This window comes from Streptomyces xylophagus (assembly GCF_000716435.1).
In the GTDB taxonomy this organism is placed as follows: domain Bacteria; phylum Actinomycetota; class Actinomycetes; order Streptomycetales; family Streptomycetaceae; genus Streptomyces; species Streptomyces xylophagus.
In genome coordinates, this window is record NZ_JNWO01000012.1 from 57583 (window position 1) to 75778 (window position 18196).

The window sequence follows — 18196 nt, forward strand, 5'->3', positions numbered from 1 at the left end:
CCGAGGGGAATCCGCACGTGGTAGGGGCAAGGCAGGCCGTGACCGAGGCCCGCAGGATCGTCGTCAAGGTGGGTTCCTCCTCACTGACCACCGCGGCCGGCGGCCTGGACGCCGACAGGGTCGACGCCCTCGTCGACGTCCTCGCCAAGAGCCGCAGCGGAGGCGAGAAAGAGGTCGTCCTCGTCTCCTCCGGCGCCATCGCCGCAGGCCTCGCGCCACTCGGACTGCGCCGCCGCCCCAAGGACCTCGCCCGCCAGCAGGCAGCCGCCAGCGTCGGCCAGGGCCTCCTCGTCGCCCGCTACACCGCGTCCTTCGCCCGTTACGGCATCCGCGTCGGCCAGGTGCTGCTCACCTCCGACGACATGAGCCGCCGCTCCCACCACCGCAACGCCTCCCGCACCCTCGACAAGCTCCTCGCCATGGGTGCCCTCCCGATCGTCAACGAGAACGACACCGTCGCCACCGACGAGATCCGCTTCGGCGACAACGACCGGCTCGCCGCCCTCGTCGCCCACCTCGTCCACGCCGACCTGCTGGTCCTGCTCTCCGACATCGACGGCGTCTACGACGGCGACCCCAGCAAGCCGGGCACCTCGCGGATAGCGGAAGTCCGGGGACCGCAGGACCTCGCGCACGTCGACATCGGCAGCGCGGGCAAGGCCGGCGTCGGCACCGGCGGCATGGTCACCAAGGTGGAGGCGGCCCGGATCGCCGCCGCCGCCGGCATCCCCGTGGTGCTGACCAGTGCGGTCCACGCCACCGACGCGATGAGCGGCGGCGACACCGGGACGTACTTCCACGCCACCGGGAAGCGGTCCGCCGACCGGCTGCTCTGGCTCCAGCACGCGTCCACCCCGCAGGGCTCGTTGACGCTCGACGACGGTGCCGTGCGCGCGGTCGTGCAGCGCCGGATGTCGCTGCTGCCGGCCGGGATCGCCGCCGTGGAAGGGGAGTTCAGCGCGGGCGACCCCGTCGAGCTCCGGGACAGTGTCGGACACGCGGTCGCGCGGGGCCTCGTCAACTTCGACGCCAAGGAGATCCCCCAGCTGATCGGCCGCTCCACCAGGGAACTGGCACGGGAGCTGGGACCGTCGTACGAGAGGGAAGTCGTACACAGGGACGACCTGGTGATCCTGCACCCGTAAAACAACCGAAACGTCCGCCTCCCCGCGGTGGACCTTCCGTAAAAGCGCCACGCGGACGCCTTCGGCCTGCTCAACTTTGTCTCAGGGACAAATTCCGCGCGAGCACTGCAGCTCGACCTTTGCGTAAGGAGGCCGTCGTGAGACGAGTGCGCCCTGGGGCGGCGGCGTCCCGCGGTGGTACCACCTCCCGCGCGCCCGGCGAGGAGCGCACGCTCACGAGCGTCGCGGCCGGCGCCCGGTACGAGGGCGAGGAACCGAAAGACCTCCCCCGACTGTGGCATGTCACCCTCAGCGTCTCCGGCGGCGAGGCCCCGCTGAAGGAGGTGCGGCGCGGTCTGGAACAGCTCGCCCACGACCACCCCTTTCTGCTGACCAGCCGCTACGCCAACGACCACGCGGAGATCCGCTACTGGGAAGAGGCCCGCGACCTCCACGACGCCGCCGCCGTCGCCCTGCGCCTGTGGGGCGAGCACCGCCAGACCGCCAAACTGCCGCCGTGGGAGATCGTCGGCCTGGAGGTCATCGACCGCGAGACCTACCACCAGCGCATCTCCGAGGGCTACGGCCCGCTGCCCGCGACCCCGGTCGGCGTCCATCCCTTTTGAGATGCGTTATGAGTCGGGTTCGGGCCCTTCCGGGCTTGTCTCGCGGTTTGGTACAGCCGGTGGACGCCTCCGCCCGGCGCACTACCCTTCCCTCATGACCACGCTCTCGCCGTACGACTCCATGTCACCGGTCACGCAGGCCGCGTACCGCGCCAAGTCCGCCGCCGCCGACCTCGCGCCGCTCCCGCGCGCCGAGAAGGACGACGCGCTGCTCGCCATCGCGGACGCGCTGGAAGTCCGTACGAGCGAGATCGTCGAGGCCAACGCCAAGGACATCGCCAAGGCCCGTGCGGCCGGCACCAGCGAGACGGTCATCGACCGGCTGACGCTGACGCCCGAGCGCGTCCGGGCCATCGCCTCCGACGTACGGGACGTCGTCGCGCTGCCCGACCCGGTCGGCGAGGTCGTCCGCGGCTCGACCCTCCCGAACGGCATCGACCTGCGCCAGGTCCGCGTCCCCCTCGGAGTCGTCGGCATCATCTACGAGGCCCGCCCGAACGTGACCGTGGACGCCGCCGCGCTGTGCCTCAAGTCCGGCAACGCGGTCCTGCTGCGCGGTTCGGCCTCCGCCTACGAGTCGAACACCGCCCTCGTGCGCGTCATCCGCGACGCGGTCGGCGGCGCCGGACTGCCCGCCGACGCCGTGCAGTTGGTGCCCGGCGAGAACCGCGAGAGCGTGCGCGAGCTGATGCGTGCCCGGGGTCTCGTCGACGTGCTGATCCCGCGCGGCGGCGCCTCCCTGATCCAGACCGTCGTCACCGAGTCGACCGTCCCCGTGATCGAGACCGGCGTCGGCAACTGCCACGTCTACGTCGACGCCGACGCCGACCTCGACATGGCGATCGACATCCTGATCAACTCCAAGGCCCAGCGCCCCAGCGTCTGCAACGCCGCCGAGACCCTCCTCGTCCACCAGGACATCGCCCCCGAGTTCCTGCCGCGTGCCCTGGACGCCCTCGCCGAGGCCGGCGTCACCGTGCACGCCGACGAGCGCGTGCTCGCCTACGCCAAGGACTCCGAGGCCACCGTCGTCGAGGCCACACCGGAGGACTGGGACACCGAGTACCTCTCCTACGACATCGCCGCCGCCGTCGTCGACTCGCTCGACAAGGCCGTCCAGCACATCCGGCTGTGGAGCTCCGGCCACACCGAGGCGATCGTCACGACCTCCCAGCAGGCCGCCCGCCGTTTCACCCAGCTGGTCGACTCCACCACCGTCGCCGTGAACGCCTCCACGCGCTTCACGGACGGCAGCCAGTTCGGCTTCGGCGCGGAGATCGGGATCTCCACCCAGAAGCTGCACGCACGGGGCCCGATGGGCCTGCCGGAGCTGACGAGCACCAAGTACATCGTCACGGGCGACGGGCACATCCGCCGCTGAGACCGTGCCGTTCGGCATATGCGCCAGGCATAACACCTCGTCGGGGGAGGGGCGTCTCAGCCAGCGGATGAATTTCCCTACCGTCTGCCCAAATTGACCCCCCAGGTCTACTCTGGAGAGGTGCCGGAGGACGTGGGGGGCACGCCGTTCCCTGACGGCTGGGAGCCCGACGACGACCACGACCGCGGAATGTCGGACGAAGAGTTCGCATCCGTGGTCTTCGACGAGGCCTTCGTACGGGCGGCCGTAGTACACGAGCCGACCGCCGTCGAGCGTCTCCTTGCCGCCGCGCAGGCGAGAGCCGAGGCCTCCGAGGCCGAGGCGCGCCGCGCGCAGCACCGCAGAGGCCTACGAGGCGACGACGACCTCTTCGAGGACGCCTACGGGCGTGAATTCGGCCATGATCCGGAACTCGACGACCTGGACGACACCGATGTCGTCGAGGGCCGCTACGGCGCCCCGGGGACCTACGGCAAACAGGTCCGCTGGCACCGCCCCGTCGCTTGGCTGCTCGCCCTCGTGATGGGCATCGGCATGGTCGCCCTGGCTTTCTCGGCGGTCTACCGCGGCGCGTCCTCGGGCAGCAGGGACCGTGTCCCGCCCCCGGCCTCCACCGGCGTGGAACAGGGCACGGCGGCGGCACCCTCCGTTTCCGCCGACAACTCCCAGCCACCTCTCTCGGCGGCCCCGCGCAAGCCCTGAGCGATCCCTGACCGGCCCAGTGAGAACCTGTCAGAACTTGTCGTGTACCAGGGCGTTTACCTGAGGCTCCAGAGACCTACTCTGAAAGTATGGGCGGTCCAGGAGACCCACCCGAGGGGACGCCCGAGGGCGCTCCCGGTGGTGGTGAGGACGAGTACCGATCCGTCGTCTTCGACGAGTCGTTCGTCCGCGCTGCCCGCCTCCAGGAATTCTCCGCACAGGAGCGCATGGCCGACCACGCGCCGGCCGTCCGCCGCCGCCCGGCCCTGCGCCGCGGTCTCTCCCGCCAGGCACTGATCCTGGTCATGCTGATCGCCGTCGCCTTCGGCACCGCGATCTACATGGGCGTACGGCATCCCTACACGACCCCCACGGCCCAGCAGCCCGCCGAGCCGCTGCGGATGACCGTCGTCCCGCTGTCCCCCCAGGGCAAGGTGCCGGGAGCGGCCGACGCCGAGTCCCTCTACACGCACAGTCCCGCCGCCGAGTTCGGCATCGGCGGCGAGGGCATACCGTTGCCGGCCGCGCGGCGCACCGCGCACTTCTCGGACAGCCAGGTCATCGCCGCCCTGAGCACCGCCAAGGACTACATCGTGGAGTCCTCGCTCTACCCGGCGGTGCTCACCGGCGGACAGATCCGCCCCGCGCGCGTCCTCGTCGACCCGGACCAACTCGACCAGTTCGACCAGAGTTTCGAGCACCCGACCGCCGACGGCCGGCACGAGCCCACCGGATGGCTGGTTCGTTTCGATCCGTCACGCGTCCAGCTGGCCGACCGCAAGATCCGCGTCCAGGGCTCCCTCCAGGCCACCGAGATCGACTCGTCCACCATCGAGGTCACCGCCGACGGAGTCTTCGTCTACGCGCTGCGGCCGACCGCCTCGGCGGGCTCCGCCGAGGCGGCCCAGGTGTCCCTGTTCACCGTCCGCCGCGAACTGCACTTCCGCTTCGACCGCGACGACCTCCGCATGCACCAGGCCCAGATCGTCGTCTCCTACGTCCAGGCCGGGCCGCTGTCCTGCGCCGACGACTCCGTGACCCATCTGCACCCGCTGCTCGCCGGCCAGACCGCCAAGGCGGGCGGCCCGGCCGGCACCGACCCGTACGCGACGGGCAGTGCCACGGCGGTGTGCGGGTCGTTGTCGACCAGTGCGCAGCCCAAGGTGTGAGTTTCCCGAGTTCCGAAGGTGTGAGTTTCCTGAGTTTTCGCACCTGAGGTCGAGCGCCTGGTCCACGGGGCCGAGCACCTGGACTACGGGAACGCGAGCGAGGTCAGTCCTCGTCGCGCGGCGGCGTGTCCGTGGGCGGCTGCTCGGTGCCGTTGGCCGAGCCGGTGGGCTCGTCCTGCGGTGAGGTGGTCGCGAAGCCGCCGAAGCCGCGCCGCACCCGGCCGCCCAGGTCGCCCGCGCCGCCGGCGATGTCGCTGACCAGCTTCATCAGCGGGTCCTTGGAGCTCTTCACATTGCTGGCGTAGCTCGCCGCCGACTCGCGGAACGAGTCCGTGACCGAGGTGTCCTTGTCCTCGCTGCGCCGGGGGTAGTGGCCGTCCATGATCCGCTGGTAGTCGCGGGACTCGGCCCACTTCTTCAGCTCGGCCGCCCGCACCGTGGTGAACGGGTGGGAACGGGGCAGCACGTTCAGGATCTTCAGCACCGAGTCGCGCAGGTCGCCGCCCGACTCGAACTCCTCGGCCTGCTTGAGGAAGGCGTCCACGTTCATCTCGTGCAGGTGGTTGCCGCCCGCGATCTTCATCAGGCCGCGCATCGAGGCCCGCAGGTCCTGGCCGACCAGGAGGCCCGCGCGGTCGGCGGACAGCTCCGACTTGCGGAACCACTCGCGCAGCGCCGTCACGATCGCCAGGATCGCGAGGTTGCCCAGCGGGATCCAGGCGACCTTCAGGGCCAGGCTGGTCAGGAACAGCAGGATCGTGCGGTACACGGAGTGGCCGGACAGCGCGTGGCCCACCTCGTGGCCGACGACCGCCCGCATCTCCTCCTCGTCGAGCAGCTCGACCAGGCCGGTGGTGACGACGATGATCGGCTCGTCCAGGCCGATGCACATCGCGTTGGGCTGCGGGTCCTGGGTGACGTACATCGGCGGGACCTTCTCCAGGTCCAGGATGTAACAGGCGTCCCGCAGCATGTCGTTGAGATGCGAGAACTGCTGGTCCGACACGCGCACCGAGTCGGAGAGGAACAGCAGCCGCAGACTGCGCTCGGGCAGCAGCCCGCTGAGCGCCTTGAACACCGTGTCGAACCCGGTCAGCTTGCGCAGCGCCACCAGGGCGGAGCGGTCGGCCGGGTGTTCGTACGCACGCGAGGAGATTCCCGGGAAGCGCCTGCGCTGCCTGCTCGGCACGTTCTCGTGCCCGTTCTGCTCGTGGCCGTCTTCGGACATGTGGTCCCCCATGTGCGTGTGAGTGCCCTGAGTGCCCCCGAAGCAGAGCCCAGCCTAGGCGGAGATACCGTTGACGGGCAGTACAGCGAAGGAGTCAACGCATGGAGCCCCATTCCGCAGCCGCCTGGCTCGCAGCGGCCGCGAGCGCCGCCCCCCGGCAAGGGTCGGGGGATCTGCTCAGGGTCGTACTGATCGTGATGTTCCTCGGCTGCATCCTGACCGCGTGGTTCCTGCTGCGCGGGTACAAACAGAAGGACGACTGAGACGCCCGTCGAGTTCCCCGCCGATGCCCATCTCGGTTTCCCAATGGCGGAGTCGGCGTGATCGCCGCCGGGACGCCCGCTTACCATGGGCCGACATCTTTATCCCGCCCACACCCGATAGGTACTGCTGAAGATGAGCATCCACGGCACTGCTGCCCAGTTGGTCACTCTTGCCGCCGAGGGGGAGGGCGGGGGCAACCACGAGAGCCTCCAGCCGATCATCACCGGTGGCGGCGCGTTCCTCCTCCTGATGCTTCTGCTGTGGATCACCACCCGCTTCAACCGCGACCGCTAGGGTCTGTCCCTTCTGTCCACCGGACGGGTCCCGGGGTCTTCACACCGGGCCGGTAGGGTCTGCACGCATGGGAGAGCAGGACATGCCTACCGGTCCGGCGAACGACACGACGCGCGGCACGGAGAACCGAATGGTGAACGGCCCGCGCAACAACGGCCCGTCGAACCCCGGCAAGCGCCGTCTCGGCGTCATGGGCGGAACGTTCGACCCGATCCACCACGGACACCTCGTGGCGGCCAGTGAGGTCGCCGCGCAGTTCCACCTGGACGAGGTGGTGTTCGTGCCCACCGGCCAGCCGTGGCAGAAGACCGACCGCAAGGTCGCCCTGGCCGAGGACCGCTACCTGATGACGGTGATCGCGACCGCCGAGAACCCCCAGTTCTCGGTGAGTCGCATCGACATCGACCGCGGCGGCCCCACCTACACCACGGACACCCTGCGCGACCTGCGCGCGATCAACCCCGACGCGGACCTCTTCTTCATCACCGGCGCCGACGCCCTCGGCGCGATCTTGACCTGGCGGGACGCGGAGGAACTGTTCTCCCTCGCGCACTTCATCGGGGTCACCCGCCCCGGCCACACACTGACCGACCCGGGTCTCCCGGAGGGCGGCGTCTCGCTGGTCGAGGTTCCCGCGCTGGCCATCTCCTCAACAGACTGCCGTGCGAGAGTCGCGAAGGGTGATCCCGTCTGGTACCTGGTGCCCGACGGAGTCGTGCGCTATATCGACAAGCGCGAGCTGTACCGCGGCGAGTGAGCCGAGAGGGGCACCGGTGAACGACCGATACGACGCCGGGTACGGCGGCGACCAGTACGAACTCGTCGGCTACGACGAGTACAACCAGCCTGTCTACCGTCAGATCCCGGCCCAGCAGACCCAACAGCCCCCGCAGCAGCAGCCGTACGACCCGTACGGACAGCAACAACAGGGCTATGCCTACGACCCGTACGCGACCGGAACGCAGCAGCAGGCCCCGTCCTACGACACGGGCCAGCAGGCGCCCTCGACGCCCCAGTCCGGCTACGACCCGTACGCCACCGGGACGACGACGGCGTACGACCCCTACGGGCAGACCGCGACCAGCGGACAGCAGCCCCGGGTCGCCGAGCAGACCGCCTACATCCCGCAGCAGGCAGGACCGGCCGAGGACACGGAAGCCACCGACACCGGTGAACGGGACTACAACACCGGGCAGTTCGCCTTCGTGGAGGAGCCGACCGACGACTCCGAGGACGTCATCGACTGGCTGAACTTCACCGAGAACCGCACCGAGCGCCGCGAGGAGGCCAAGCGCAGGGCCCGCGGCCGCATGGTCGCTCTCGTCGTGGTCCTGGCGCTGGTCGTGTCCGGCGGAGTCGGCTACCTCTGGTACGCGGGGAAGCTCCCCGGAGTGTCCTCGTCCGCCTCGAAGTCCGGTACGACGACGGCCGCGGGCGCCCAGAACCGCGACGTGATCGTCGTCCATCTGCACAACACCTCGGGGGGCGGCACGTCCACGGCGCTGCTCGTCGACAACACCACCACCAAGCAGGGCACCACCGTCCTGGTGCCCAACTCCCTCGCCCTCACGGATGACGACGGCAACACCACGACGCTGGCCAAGTCGGTCGACGACGACGGCTCCTCCGGGACGCGCGACGAACTCGACACGGTCCTCGGCACCAACATCGAGGGCACCTGGCGCCTGGACACCCCCTACCTCCAGAACCTGGTCGACCTCGTCGGCAACATCAACATCGACACCAATGTCGCCGTACCCGACCCGGCCGCGACGAAGAAGGGTGCCGCGCCCCTCGTCCACAAGGGCAAGGACCAGACCCTCAGCGGCAAGTCGGCCGTCGCCTACGCCACCTACCGCGCCTCGGGCGAGGCACAGAACGCCCAGCTGGAGCGGTTCGGCCAGGTCATGCAGGGCGTCCTGCGGCAGCTGACCTCCGACCCGACGGCGGCGACCACCACCGTGCAGACGCTGGCCCAGATCCTCGACCCGTCGCTCACCGACAAGGACCTCGGCACCTTCCTCGCCAAGCTCGCCGACCTCGCCAAGGGCGGCGACTACAAGACGGCCCTGCTGCCCGTCCAGAACGACGGCACCATGACCGCGCAGGCTTCCGCCAGTGTCGTCAAGGACGTCCTCGGCGGCAGCGCGAAGAGCCCAGACGAGGGTTCGGCGGTCCGGGTCGCCGTCCAGAACGCCACCGGTGTCAAGGACGACACCGAGAAGGCGCGGGTCGTCCTCCTCAACGGCGGCTTCACCTTCCTGGAGGCTGGCACCTCGTCCGCGGCCTCGGCCACGTCCAAGGTCACGTACTCCGACGCGGCCGACAAGGAGAACGCCACCGAGGTCGCCAAGACCCTGGGCCTGCCGACCAGCACGGTGACCAAGGGCACGGTCTCCGCGAACGCGGATGTCTCGGTGCTCCTGGGGGAGGACTACAAGCCGTCGTCGTCCTCGTGACGTAGACACAGTGGTGATGACAGTGGTGGTGACGGAGAACACGCCCCGGAGGCCGGAGCCGGTGTCCTGACCGGTGTCCGGGGTGTGATCCGTTATTCACGTGGGGTGCCGTCCGCGGTCCGTGAGACCCTTGAGGTCTGTTGACCGCCGACCGAAAGCCGCGTAGTGACCGCCACTGACCGCTCCATCGAGCTCATCTCCGCCGCCGCCCAGGCGGCCGCCGACAAGCTCGCGCACGACATCATCGCCTACGACGTCAGCGATGTGCTGTCGATCACGGACGCCTTCCTGCTGGCCTCCGCTCCCAACGACCGTCAGGTCAAGTCGATCGTCGACGAGATCGAGGAGCGGCTCAACAAGGAACTCGGCGCCAAGCCGGTGCGCCGCGAGGGCGACCGTGACGCCCGCTGGATCCTGCTCGACTACGTCGACATCGTCGTCCACGTCCAGCACAGCGAGGAGCGCGTCTTCTACGCCCTGGAGCGGCTGTGGAAGGACTGCCCCGAGCTGGACCTCCCCGCCGAGGCCAAGGCGACCCGCGGCAAGGCTGCCGAGCACGCCAAGCTGCGGGCCGAGGAGGACGCCTCCGAGTTCGGGGAGGTGCGGTGACCGCCGGCGCGGACGGCCGCAAGGCCGGCCGTGGTCGCCGGATCATCCTGTGGCGGCACGGCCAGACCGCCTGGAACGTGGAGCGCCGCTTCCAGGGCACCACGGACGTCGAGCTCACCGAGACCGGCATCGGCCAGGCCCGTCGGGCCGCCCGGCTGCTGGCCTCCCTCAAGCCCGACGCGATCGTCGCCTCCGACCTGAAGCGGGCCGCGAACACGGCCGCCGAGCTGTCCGCCCTCACCGACCTCGACATCACCCACGACGAGGGCCTGCGGGAGACCTACGCGGGCGTCTGGCAGGGGCTGACGCACGAGGAGATCATCGGCCGCCACGGCGAGGAGTACGCCGCGTGGAAGCGCGGGGAGCCGGTGCGCCGCGGCGGCGGCGAACTGGAGACCGAGGTCGCCGACCGGGCCGCCCCCGTCGTGCTGCGGCACGCCGAGAAGCTGCCCGAGGACGGCACCCTCGTGGTGGTCAGCCACGGAGGCACGATCCGCACCACCATCGGGCGTCTCCTCGGTCTGGAGTCCCAGCACTGGGAGAGTCTCGGCGGTCTCTCCAACTGCTGCTGGTCCGTGCTCGGCGAGGGCGCCCGCGGCTGGCGCCTGCTGGAGCACAACGCCGGCACGCTCCCGGAACCGGTGCTCGGCGACGACGACTGAGCGGCCCTCCAGGGCCCCGACCCCGGATTTCACTTTCCGGCAGGTCGCAGGCTAAAGTTCTTCTTGTTCGCCCCGCCGAGCGGGAAGAACACAAGGGGCTATAGCTCAGTTGGTAGAGCGCCTGCATGGCATGCAGGAGGTCAGGAGTTCAATTCTCCTTAGCTCCACAGATCGACACTCCTGGGTCGTCAAAGATCCGGATTCGTCCAAGATCGTATCGATGAGATCCCGTCCCGCTCAGGGGCGGGATTTTTTCGTCGGGCTGGTGTTCGAAGGCGGTGGCCGCGGCGGGGCCGTACTGTACGTGGCGTACGTCGGCGCGGGGGCCGGGCCCTCGCCGCCGTCCGGTGCGAGGGCGGTTCGCGGTTTCGGCACACTCTTCTTGGACCGGCTTGAGTCACTTGGGCCCCGGGGGCGTATACCTCTTCGGAGGCGCTTTTGGCGGGCGGGTTCGCCCTGGCGGGGACGGCAGCGGTGGGTGCCGTGTCCGGACTGGTACTAAGGCGTCGCTGACCGTATTGGTCCGGCCGTGGCAGAATCAAACGGCCGGAAGGGGGCGCGGCCCGACGGGAGGGAGTAGCGATGCCTGCGAGCATCATCGAGGAGGTCGACCACCTCTTCGATGCGGCGTTGATACGGGATACGATCACCCGCCTGAGCTGCCCTTCCTGCGGTTCCGCCCACGTGGCCCAAGTCCTTGGTGACAACGGCGGAGTTTCCTACGTGTGCACGGCCTGCGGCCACAGCTGGAGCTGATCGATGGGTGCACACAGGCGAAAGTGCGACTGGTGCGGCAGTGGGACGCCGATCGTCCGTGACATGGAACCGGTGAATCCCGACTACCAGTACTGGTGCGAGGAGTGCGCGCGGGCGCTGATCATAAAGGGCGACCCGATCGAGACGTACCGCGAACTCGAGGGTGAGCCGATCTACGGTCGACTCCTGGAAGAGCACTGCACGTTGAAACGGTTCTATTCGTTCGTCACCGCTTGACTCCGGCCGGGACCCCGCGAGGAGGTCCCGGCGATCACGGTCACGATCAGGGCGACGGAAACGATTTGGTGGTCCACCGGGTCGCCCGGTAATGTTGGCGTCGCCGCCGGGGAGACCCGGTAGCACACCGCGAGGGGCTATAGCTCAGTTGGTAGAGCGCCTGCATGGCATGCAGGAGGTCAGGAGTTCAATTCTCCTTAGCTCCACAGAAGTTGAAGGCGGGTCATCCGATGGGATGATCCGCCTTCGTCGTGTCCGGGGGAGTTGACGCCGGTCATGGAACTGCGGGCAGCCTCTTCTTGAGAAGAGGCTGCCCGCAGTCCGTGTGGTCAGCGGCCGAGGGCCCGTCGGCCGCGGCCCTGGGACAGGACCGGCAGGTTGCGGGACGGTCCCTTGTCGCGAGCCGTCTCCTCCTCCAGGCGCAGGGCGAGCGCCGGGCAACGGCGCACCGCGCGGAGCGCCTTCGCCTCCGCGTAACGCGGCACCTGGGCCTGCGCGACGGTGGGGAAGCCGTCGGCGCCGAGTTCGAAGACCTCCGGGAGGATGTCCGCGCACAGACCGTGGCCCCGGCACAGCGTCCAGTCGACGTAGATCTTCTGACGGCTGGGACCGTTGTCCTCGGGCTCCGCGCCGCTCGTGATGCCCGCGGGGAGCTGGCCGCCCTCGAAGAGCGGCAGAACGCCCTCCACGGGCCTTCCGCAGCCGTTTCCGAGGACGTGGGCGGCGAGGTCGTCCGTGAACGCCTTGATGGTCGACTCCAGGAACATCGCGGAGCCGTCCGGGTGCGAGCACGCGCCGCGCCGCTTCACGGCCTTGGCGACCTGCTTGAGCGCCTCCAGGGCGGCCGGGCCGCCGCCGTTGAGGATGTCCTCCATGCCGCGCGCGGCGGCGGGCAGACCGAGGTAGCAGGGACCGCACTGTCCCGCGCTCTCGTCGGCCAGCCACTGGGCCACGCGCAGTGACTCGCCCAGGGGGCAGGTCTCCTGGGTGATCGGCATGATGGCGCCGGCGCCGAGCGCACCGCCCACCGCGTCCAGGGAGTTGCGGGAGACGATCGCCTCGTTGACCGTCGCCGCGTCGATCCACTTGCCGTGGTAACCGCCCGTCAGCACACCCTGGGGGACCGGCGGGGCGCCGGCCAGCTGCAGGACGTAGCGCAGCGGTACGCCTGTGGGGACCTCGATCACCATGGGGCGCGCGACCGCTCCGGAGACCGTGAGCATGACGGTGCCGGGCTCGTCGTAGAGGCCGGTGTTGCCGTAGCGCTCGGGGCCGATGCGGGCGGCGATGGCGAGTTGGGCGAAGGTCTCGGCGTTGGAGAGCAGGGTGGGGGCGCCGCCGACGCCGTTCTGGGAGGCGCTGACCTTGCGGCCGGGCGGGATCGCCGGGCCGCCGTCGATCGAGCGGATCAGCGACGCGGCGGCGCCGGTGACCATGCGGACCGGGTTGCGCTGGACGAACGCCTTCAGGGCCGAGCGGCGGGTGTTGCTCAGGCCGCGTTCGGCGAGCGCGGCCTCCATGGAGCGCTGCGTCGACTCCCGGGTGACCCCCACCACGAGCGTGCGGGCACCAAGGGCCTCGGCGACCAGCAGGGCGCCGTCCAGGATGAGGTGCGGGGCACGGTTGATGAGCACCGTGTCCTTGCGGCAGGCCGGTTCGTCCTCACTGCCGTTGACGACGACGACCGGTCGTACGCCACGTTTGATCGCCGCTTCGGCGACCGACCGCAGCTTCTTGTGGAAGGGGAATCCCGCGCCGCCGCGGCCCTTCAGGTTGATGGCCTCGGAGAGCTTCGCGAGCTGCTCCCCGCCCATCGGCTCGAGCGGCCCGTGCACCTTGAGGTGCATGGGCAGGTCGAGTCTCTCGACAAGGTCGAAGCCAGACGTGAGCTGAGGAAGCCCGACGACGCGGACTTCTGGGACGTCGGGCAGGGCCTCGTTCACCTATAGCCTCCGGAAGGCGTGTTCCAAGGTTCGCCCGAGCCGCCCTGCGCGTCGAAGTCGTACGAAGCGTTGGGCGTTTGATCAGTGGCGGGACCGCTGTTGTACGTGTCATTGGGGTTGTACGTACCGGAGGCACCGTTCGACTCACCGGTGGGGTACACGTATCCGTCGCCGTACCCGCCCGTGCCCGGATTGTTGTTGTACGTGGGGATGTTGTTGTACCCGGTGTCCTGGAGCGGGTCGTAGGCCGACGGGGGTGCCTCGCCGACCGGCGGCGGCGACGGGACCGGCCAGGTGCCCGAGGTGCTGCCGCCGGTGTCCGCGCGCGGGACCGCCTGTGTGTTCTGCATGTCCATCGGCACGTTCATGCGCGAGGTCTGGTCGGTGACGTACGGCATCTGGCCGGTGGACTCCGGCGTGGCGGTGCGGTAGGCGGCCGCGAAACCGTTCGTGTCGGCCATGGGGGTCATGGACCTCGTCTCGTACTGGGCGGCGGGGTCCACGCGCGGGATCGACCCGGTCTCGGTGAACGAGGGCTGCGCCGGTCGCCGGCTCTCGCGCTTCTCGAAGCCCGGCAGCGCGGACTCGCCCACGCGGCCGCGGCTCGCGTCGAGTTCGTCGAGGCCCGGCCGCTCCTCGTTGCCCAGGAGCATGGCGATCCTGTCGGCGACCTTCCGCTTGAAGGGGCGGGGTGCCGAGCGCAGGGCGAGGGCGGCGGCGACCCCGACCAGGCACAGCTCGTACGAGATCATGAAGAACGGCTTCGCCGCGCGGCCCGCGAACAGGCCGTGGACCAGGGCCGCGCACCAGGCCGGGTAGGCCAGCATGTGCATCGCGCGCCAGCGCGCGGCGACCGGGGCCGGGGAGGCGAACTGGTTGCGCAGGGCGCCGGTGATGCCCACGAAGATCATGAGCAGGCCGGCCAGGGAGCCGAGGCCGATGAGTCCGGCGCTGCCCTTCACGCCGAGGCTGAAGGGGATCAGCGCGGCGATCAGGACGGTGTGGTCGAGTGCCAGCTTGACCGTGATGTGGATCACGAGGAACGCGATCGAGCCGACGGCGGTCACCCGGTGGATGCCCTGGGCCACGATCCGCTGGCGGATGTTGAGGACGACCCGGTCCTGGGCGACCAGCCCCCAGATCACCGAGCAGGTGAGCGAGACGAGCGAGAGAACGCCCGCACCGAAGTTGAGGAAGTCCTGTACCTGACTGCCTCCGAGCAGCACGAACACAGGTATGAAGATCAGGACGACGAGGCTCACCACGCCATAGGCCGAACGGCCCGGCTTGGGGAGCGAACTGGTACTACGACGAGGGTTCATGGGGGCAACTCCGAGCAGTATCGGGAAAGCGGTCCCGCTGCCGAACTCTAAGTGGCTCCATACCGGTGGGTACGAGGTTTGAGTTATTGCGTTGTTATCAAACGACTATGCGGTTGTGGTGATGTCCCTTAGGGGGCGTTACGCGAAGTAACCTTTGGCCTTGGGGCGGTCCTGCCGGCGATGCGCGGAGGCATCTAGAAGGCATACGGAAGCGCGTCGCGTTGTGCTCAAGCCCTGCGGTACCCTCATGCCATGCGTGCCGTACGCCTTCTGCTTAGCGAGCCGCGCTGATCAGTCCCGACCACCGGTGAACGGTGAGGTCGGAATCGGCGCGGCGTCCCCTCCTGTGCGAGGGGATTTTTCATTTGGTGAATGTCACACCCTGAATGTCGCAGCCGCTGGCAGAGACGATCGATGGAGCTTTGAGGATCATGAGCGAGACGAACCCCGCTGCCGCCGCCGAGGTGGTCGCCCCGCACCGGTACACGGCCGCCATGGCCGCGGACATCGAGGCACGCTGGCAGGACTTCTGGGATGCCGAGGGTACCTACGAGGCGCCGAACCCGAGCGGTGACCTGGCGGGCGACCCCGAGCTGGCCGCCAAGCCCAAGAAGTTCATCATGGACATGTTCCCGTACCCCTCCGGTACGGGCCTGCACGTCGGCCACCCCCTGGGCTACATCGCCACCGATGTGTTCGCCCGGTTCCAGCGGATGACCGGCCACAACGTCCTGCACACCCTGGGCTTCGACGCCTTCGGTCTGCCGGCCGAGCAGCACGCCGTCCAGACCGGTGAGCACCCCCGGATCACCACCGTGGCGGCCATCAGCAACATGAAGTCCCAGCTGCGCGCGCTGGGTCTGGGTCACGACAAGCGCCGGTCGTTCGCCACGATCGACCCGGAGTACTACAAGTGGACCCAGTGGATCTTCCTGCAGATCTTCAACTCCTGGTACGACGACGAGGCCGACAAGGCCCGCCCGATCGCCGCGCTGATCGCCCAGTTCGAGTCCGGTGAGCGTGCCGTACCGGGGCACACGCGCGCGTGGCAGGAGCTGACCGCCACCGAACGCGCCGACGTCCTGGGCGAGTTCCGCCTGGCGTACGCCTCCGACGCGCCCGTCAACTGGTGCCCCGGCCTGGGCACCGTCCTGGCCAACGAGGAAGTCACCGCCGACGGCCGCTCCGAGCGCGGCAACTTCCCCGTCTTCAAGGCCAAGCTGCGCCAGTGGAACATGCGCATCACCGCCTACGCCGACCGGCTGCTGGCGGACCTGGAGGAGCTGGACTGGCCCGAGGCCATCAAGCTGCAGCAGCGCAACTGGATCGGCCGCTCCGAGGGCGCCCGCGTCGACTTCCCCGTCGACGGCGAGCACATCACGGTCTTCACCACGCGCCCGGACACCCTGTTCGGCGCGAGCTACATGGTGCTGGCGCCCGAGCACCCGCTGGTCGACAAGTTCACGCCGGCCGCCTGGCCCGAGGGCACGCACGACGTGTGGACCGGCGGTCACGCCACCCCGGTGGAGGCCGTCGCCGCGTACCGCGCGCAGGCCGGCACCAAGTCCGACGTGGAGCGGCAGGCCGAGGCCAAGGACAAGACCGGTGTCTTCACCGGCGCGTTCGCGACCAACCCGGTCAACGGCGACCGCATCCCTGTCTTCATCGCCGACTACGTACTGATGGGCTACGGCACCGGCGCGATCATGGCCGTACCGGCGGGCGACCAGCGCGACTTCGACTTCGCGCGCGCCTTCGAGCTGCCGATCATCTGCATCGTCGAGCCGACCGACGGCCGCGGCACCGACACGTCGACATGGGAGAACGCCTTCGGGTCGTACGACGCGAAGATCATCAACTCCTCGAACAACGACATCTCCCTGGACGGCCTGCCCGTAGCCGAGGCCAAGGCCCGCATCACGGAGTGGCTGGCCCGCAAGGGCATCGGCGAGGGCACCGTCAACTTCCGCCTGCGCGACTGGCTGTTCAGCCGCCAGCGCTACTGGGGCGAGCCCTTCCCGATCGTCTACGACGAGGACGGCGTCGCGCACTCGCTGCCGGAGTCGATGCTGCCCCTGGAGCTGCCGGAGGTCGACGACTACTCGCCGCGCACCTTCGACCCGGACGACGCGAACACGTCCCCGGAGACGCCCCTGTCCCGCAACGAGGACTGGGTCGCCGTCACCCTGGACCTGGGCGACGGCCGCGGCCCCCAGAAGTACCGCCGCGAGACCAACACCATGCCGAACTGGGCCGGTTCGTGCTGGTACGAGTTGCGCTACCTGGACCCGCACAACGACCAGAAGCTGGTCGACCCGGCCATCGAGCAGTACTGGATGGGCCCCCGCGCGGGCATGCCGCACGGCGGCGTCGACCTGTACGTCGGCGGCGCCGAGCACGCCGTACTGCACCTGCTGTACGCGCGCTTCTGGTCCAAGGTGCTGTTCGACCTGGGGCACATCTCGTCCCCGGAGCCGTTCCACAAGCTGTTCAACCAGGGCATGATCCAGGCCTACGTCTACCGGGACAGCCGGGGCTTCCCGGTGCCGGCCGCCGAGGTGGAGGAGCGCGAAGGCGCCTACTACTACCAGGGCGAGAAGGTCTCCCGGCTGCTGGGCAAGATGGGCAAGTCCCTGAAGAACGCGGTCACTCCGGACGAGATCTGTGCCGAGTACGGCGCCGACACCCTGCGCCTGTACGAGATGGCCATGGGCCCGCTGGACGTGTCCCGGCCGTGGGACACGCGCGCGGTGGTGGGCCAGTACCGGCTGCTGCAGCGGCTGTGGCGCAACGTCGTCGACGAGACGACCGGCGAGGTCACGGTCGTCGACACCGAGCCCGACGAGAACACGCTGCGTGCCCTGCACAAGGCGATCGACGGGGTGCGTCAGGACCTGGCGGGCCTGCGCTTCAACACGGCCATCGCCAAGATCACCGAGCTGAACAACCAGCTGACCAAGGCGGGTGGCGCGGTGCCGCGGTCCGTCGCCGAGTCGCTGGTGCTGCTGGTCGCGCCGCTGGCCCCGCACATCGCCGAGGAGCTGTGGCGCAAGCTGGGCCGCACCGACACGGTCGTCCACCAGGACTTCCCCGTGGCCGACCCGGCGTACGTCGTGGACGAGAGCGTGACCTGCGTCGTGCAGATCAAGGGCAAGGTCAAGGCGCGCCTGGAGGTCTCGCCGACCATCTCCGACGCCGAACTGGAGAAGGTCGCGCTGGCCGACGAGAAGGTCGTCGCCGCACTGGAGGGCGCGGGCATCCGCAAGGTCATCGTGCGGGCGCCGAAGCTGGTGAACATCGTTCCGGCGTAGCCCTTCGACGAGGTCGAGGTGATCGCCTCGGGGTAGTCCCCTACGGGCAGGTTCGGGGTTCCGGTGGAACTCCGGACCTGCCCGTTGCGTTTACCGTGGAAGAGCGGCG

The 18196-nt window shown here is 69.4% G+C and carries 17 protein-coding genes, 2 tRNA genes and 1 pseudogene; 17 read left to right on the plus strand and 3 right to left on the minus strand.

Annotation, left to right across the window (positions count from 1 at the left end):
- Nucleotides 1-38: 38 nt before the first annotated feature.
- From proB to OO70_RS26335, 5 genes are all read left to right on the plus strand, one after another.
- Complete coding sequence (gene proB, locus OO70_RS26315) at nucleotides 39-1145, plus strand: glutamate 5-kinase (protein ID WP_043676420.1); 1107 nt, start codon at nucleotides 39-41, stop codon at nucleotides 1143-1145.
- Between the two features lie 146 nt (nucleotides 1146-1291).
- On the plus strand, nucleotides 1292-1750 hold the full coding sequence (locus OO70_RS26320) for a hypothetical protein (protein ID WP_033285916.1): 459 nt from the start codon (nucleotides 1292-1294) through the stop codon (nucleotides 1748-1750).
- 94 nt (nucleotides 1751-1844) lie between these two features.
- Entirely contained in the window at nucleotides 1845-3131 is a 1287-nt protein-coding gene (locus tag OO70_RS26325; RefSeq protein ID WP_043676424.1) for a glutamate-5-semialdehyde dehydrogenase, read from the plus strand.
- 120 nt (nucleotides 3132-3251) lie between these two features.
- Entirely contained in the window at nucleotides 3252-3833 is a 582-nt protein-coding gene (locus OO70_RS26330) for an SCO2584 family spore wall biosynthesis protein (RefSeq protein ID WP_043676425.1), read from the plus strand.
- A gap of 89 nt (nucleotides 3834-3922) precedes the next feature.
- On the plus strand, nucleotides 3923-5002 hold the full coding sequence (locus OO70_RS26335; protein ID WP_043676427.1) for an SCO2583 family membrane protein: 1080 nt from the start codon (nucleotides 3923-3925) through the stop codon (nucleotides 5000-5002).
- Between the two features lie 103 nt (nucleotides 5003-5105).
- Here the strand turns inward: OO70_RS26335 and OO70_RS26340 are convergent, their stop codons facing one another.
- Nucleotides 5106-6230 carry a M48 family metallopeptidase gene (locus OO70_RS26340; protein WP_043676429.1) on the minus strand — a complete coding sequence of 375 codons (1125 nt, stop codon included), beginning with the start codon at nucleotides 6228-6230 and terminating at the stop codon, nucleotides 5106-5108.
- A 101-nt stretch (nucleotides 6231-6331) separates the two neighbouring features.
- Between OO70_RS26340 and OO70_RS55440 the strand changes: the two genes are divergently transcribed.
- The 11 genes and pseudogenes from OO70_RS55440 (at nucleotide 6332) to OO70_RS26385 (ending at nucleotide 11717) form a co-directional block, all read left to right on the plus strand.
- On the plus strand, nucleotides 6332-6493 hold the full coding sequence (locus OO70_RS55440) for a hypothetical protein (protein ID WP_043676431.1): 162 nt from the start codon (nucleotides 6332-6334) through the stop codon (nucleotides 6491-6493).
- A 133-nt stretch (nucleotides 6494-6626) separates the two neighbouring features.
- Nucleotides 6627-6788, plus strand: coding sequence for a hypothetical protein (locus tag OO70_RS55445; RefSeq protein ID WP_043676433.1), 162 nt, complete (start codon nucleotides 6627-6629; stop codon nucleotides 6786-6788).
- A 67-nt stretch (nucleotides 6789-6855) separates the two neighbouring features.
- Nucleotides 6856-7545 carry a nicotinate-nucleotide adenylyltransferase gene (gene nadD / locus OO70_RS26355; protein WP_043676435.1) on the plus strand — a complete coding sequence of 230 codons (690 nt, stop codon included), beginning with the start codon at nucleotides 6856-6858 and terminating at the stop codon, nucleotides 7543-7545.
- A 16-nt stretch (nucleotides 7546-7561) separates the two neighbouring features.
- Complete coding sequence (locus OO70_RS26360; RefSeq protein ID WP_043676437.1) at nucleotides 7562-9247, plus strand: LCP family protein; 1686 nt, start codon at nucleotides 7562-7564, stop codon at nucleotides 9245-9247.
- A 165-nt stretch (nucleotides 9248-9412) separates the two neighbouring features.
- Complete coding sequence (gene rsfS / locus OO70_RS26365) at nucleotides 9413-9856, plus strand: ribosome silencing factor (protein ID WP_043676438.1); 444 nt, start codon at nucleotides 9413-9415, stop codon at nucleotides 9854-9856.
- Nucleotides 9853-10518: a histidine phosphatase family protein gene (locus tag OO70_RS26370; RefSeq protein ID WP_043676440.1), complete on the plus strand. Its 666-nt coding sequence runs from the start codon at nucleotides 9853-9855 to the stop codon at nucleotides 10516-10518. Before rsfS ends, OO70_RS26370 begins: the two co-directional genes overlap by 4 nt.
- A gap of 94 nt (nucleotides 10519-10612) precedes the next feature.
- Nucleotides 10613-10685 (plus strand) — tRNA-Ala (locus OO70_RS26375).
- Nucleotides 10686-10774: 89 nt separating this feature from the next.
- Nucleotides 10775-11031 (plus strand): annotated as a pseudogene (locus OO70_RS56150) (MFS transporter); the annotation flags it as partial.
- A gap of 69 nt (nucleotides 11032-11100) precedes the next feature.
- Nucleotides 11101-11274 carry a hypothetical protein gene (locus tag OO70_RS53915; protein WP_019063265.1) on the plus strand — a complete coding sequence of 58 codons (174 nt, stop codon included), beginning with the start codon at nucleotides 11101-11103 and terminating at the stop codon, nucleotides 11272-11274.
- Nucleotides 11275-11277: 3 nt separating this feature from the next.
- Complete coding sequence (locus tag OO70_RS26380) at nucleotides 11278-11511, plus strand: hypothetical protein (RefSeq protein WP_003976229.1); 234 nt, start codon at nucleotides 11278-11280, stop codon at nucleotides 11509-11511.
- A gap of 133 nt (nucleotides 11512-11644) precedes the next feature.
- Nucleotides 11645-11717 (plus strand) — tRNA-Ala (locus OO70_RS26385).
- 123 nt (nucleotides 11718-11840) lie between these two features.
- Here OO70_RS26385 and OO70_RS26390 read toward each other — a convergent pair.
- Entirely contained in the window at nucleotides 11841-13454 is a 1614-nt protein-coding gene (locus tag OO70_RS26390) for an NADH-quinone oxidoreductase subunit NuoF family protein (protein ID WP_043676445.1), read from the minus strand.
- Nucleotides 13451-14776, minus strand: coding sequence for a cytochrome b/b6 domain-containing protein (locus OO70_RS26395; protein ID WP_199827406.1), 1326 nt, complete (start codon nucleotides 14774-14776; stop codon nucleotides 13451-13453). The genes OO70_RS26390 and OO70_RS26395 overlap by 4 nt, the downstream gene beginning before the upstream one ends.
- 431 nt (nucleotides 14777-15207) lie before the next feature.
- On the opposite strand from OO70_RS26395, the gene leuS reads away from it, so the two are divergent.
- The gene (gene leuS, locus OO70_RS26400) at nucleotides 15208-18087 is read left to right on the plus strand and encodes a leucine--tRNA ligase (protein ID WP_043676447.1); all 2880 of its coding nucleotides are present in this window, start codon (nucleotides 15208-15210) and stop codon (nucleotides 18085-18087) included.
- Nucleotides 18088-18196: the final 109 nt, after the last annotated feature.